Below are 2,295 nucleotides of genomic sequence, written 5' to 3'. Positions count from 1 at the left end.
CACCTACACCAGGAACGTCGCCCTCGGCATCGGCTCCGCCCCCCACATCCCCGAACCCCTCAAACCCCTCGCCGAAGCCCCCGCCGTCCCCGTCTTCCACTCCGCCGACTACCTCCAGCACCGCGAACAGCTCCTCGCCGCCGACCACGTCACCGTCATCGGCTCGGGCCAGTCCGGCGCCGAGATCTTCCTCGACCTCCTCCGCGCCCGCCCCGCAGGACACGAGAAGATCCACTGGCTCGCCCGCACCGAGGCCTTCGCACCCATGGAGTACTCCAAGCTCGGCCTGGAACACTTCACACCCGACTACACCCGCTACTTCCACGCCCTGCCCGAAGCCGTCCGCGACGGCCTCGTCCCCCACCAGTGGCAGCTCCACAAGGGCATCGACGCCGACACCATCGCCGCCATCCACGACGAGCTCTACCGGCGCACCCTGCACGGCGGCTGGCCCGACGCCGTCCTCACCCCCGGCGTCTCCGTCCGCACCGCCGGCCGCGTCGCCACCACCCGCGTCGAACTCCACCTCGAACACCTCCAGCAGGGCACCCGCTCCCGCCTCACCACCGACGCCGTCGTCCTCGCCACCGGCTACCGCGAACGCCCCCTCGACCAACTCCTCGCCGGCCTCGACCCCTACATCCGCAAGGACTCCTCGGCCCGCCCCCGCGTCGACGAGCAGTACCGCCTCGTCCTCGACCCGTCCGTCACCGGCACCGGCTGCAACGTCTACGTACAGAACGCCGAACGCCACACCCACGGCGTCGGCGCCCCCGACCTCGGACTCGCCGCCTGGCGCAGCGCCACCATCCTCAACTCCCTCACGGGCAAGAACCCATACCCGCTCCCCGGACGCACCGCCTTCACCAGCTTCGGCCTCCAGAGCCCCGGCGCCCCCCACCCCACCGCCACCGGCCGCATCGGCGAACAGCGCGGCAACCTCGTACGCCTGAAGAACTGACGCCCCTCAAGCGCCCAGCCCACCGATCGGCGCCACGGTGCGCCGCGTCCTCGGACACGACCACACCGCCACCCCCGACACCACCCCGGCCGCCAGCGGATGCGAGCCGGGGTGCGCGGGACACTCCGGCCACACCGCCGGCTCCAGCGCCGCGCACAGCGCCTCCACCGCCCAGTCCTGCGCCTGATCCGCGAAGTCCGCCGCCAGCTCGGCCGCACCGGCACCACACCGCACGACCAGACCCGCGCCCGAGCCGTCCGGCTCATACAGCACGATCAGATCCGTACCGTCGTCGTCGCGCTCCTCCCGGACGACCGGCCGCACCGCACACGTGGCCCCCAGGTCGCGCAGCACCAGCTCCAGAGCACCCGCAAGTTCACTGTCCATGGCCGGAATTGTCCGCCCCCAAGCGCCCGCGCGCCGCCGAATATTCCCGTCAAAAAGAAGCCCGACCGGGAAATACCCACCCCATCAGACCGGTTCAGACGACCATGACCACAGACTCCACGGCCTCCTGGACCGCAGCCTTCCGCTCCGCCGTCGTCAGCCCCCACGAGAGCATCGACCTCTTCGAACTCCGCGCCTTCGAAGCCCAGACGCTCCGCCAGATCATCCGCCTCGACGGCGGCGGCAGCGCCCTGCGCATCCACCTCAGCAACCGCTACGGCAAGGAACCCCTCCACATCGGCGGCGCCCGCCTCGCCAGACGCACCCAAGGAAGCGGCATCGACCCCGGCAGCGACACCGCCCTGCGCGTCGCCGGCGCCGAAGAATTCACCATCCCCGCCGGCGAAGACCTCGTCACCGACCCCGTCGAACACACCGCGCACCCCGGCGACGAACTCGCCCTCACCCTCTGGCTGCCCCACGACACCGGCCCGAGCACCTACTCCGCCGTCCCCCTGCGCACCGGCTACGCCGTCCCCGGCAACGCCCTCACCGCACCCGCCCTCGACGGCACCGAAGGCCTCGAAGAACTCGCCACCCGCCACTTCATCAGCGGCGCCGACGTCCTCGCACCCACCGGCACCCCCGTCATCGTCGCCTTCGGGGACTCCTGGTTCGAAGGCACCGGCACCACAAACGACACCGACCACCGCTTCCCCGACCTGCTCAACGACCGCCTCCGCGCCGCCGGCCACCCCGGCTGGGTCGTCAACCAGGGCCTCTCCGCCAACCGCCTCCTCACCGACGAAATAGGCGAACACGCCCTCGCCCGCCTGCGACGCGACGCCCTCGACGTCCCCGGCGCCACCCACGTCCTCGTCCACTTCGGCCTCAACGACCTCGGCATCCCCGGCCAGGAGGCCTACCCCGAACCCGCGCCCCTCCCC

The 2,295-nt window shown here is 71.8% G+C and carries 3 protein-coding genes; 2 read left to right on the top strand and 1 reads right to left on the bottom strand.

Annotated features, from left to right (window positions below; translation table 11 throughout):
- Positions 1-961 (top strand): lysine N(6)-hydroxylase/L-ornithine N(5)-oxygenase family protein (locus tag AOK22_RS38260; RefSeq protein ID WP_055703243.1); only part of this gene is annotated, 961 nt, incomplete at its 5' end.
- A 6-nt stretch (positions 962-967) separates the two neighbouring features.
- Here AOK22_RS38260 and AOK22_RS38255 read toward each other — a convergent pair.
- The gene (locus AOK22_RS38255; protein ID WP_055703242.1) at positions 968-1,348 is read right to left on the bottom strand and encodes a hypothetical protein; all 381 of its coding nucleotides are present in this window, start codon (positions 1,346-1,348) and stop codon (positions 968-970) included.
- Between the two features lie 104 nt (positions 1,349-1,452).
- Between AOK22_RS38255 and AOK22_RS38250 the strand changes: the two genes are divergently transcribed.
- Positions 1,453-2,295 (top strand): GDSL-type esterase/lipase family protein (locus AOK22_RS38250; RefSeq protein WP_055703241.1); only part of this gene is annotated, 843 nt, incomplete at its 3' end.

It is taken from the genome of Streptomyces silaceus (assembly GCF_001419745.1).
GTDB classification, from domain to species: domain Bacteria; phylum Actinomycetota; class Actinomycetes; order Streptomycetales; family Streptomycetaceae; genus Streptomyces; species Streptomyces silaceus.
Note: the sequence above shows the minus strand (reverse complement) of the source record. Positions and strands in the feature narration are given on the sequence as shown.

Bases quoted from the DNA above. Each gene is read 5' to 3' on its own strand.
- AOK22_RS38255 (WP_055703242.1), bottom strand. From the start codon at position 1,348: ATGGACAGTGAACTTGCGGGTGCTCTGGAGCTGGTGCTGCGCGACCTG.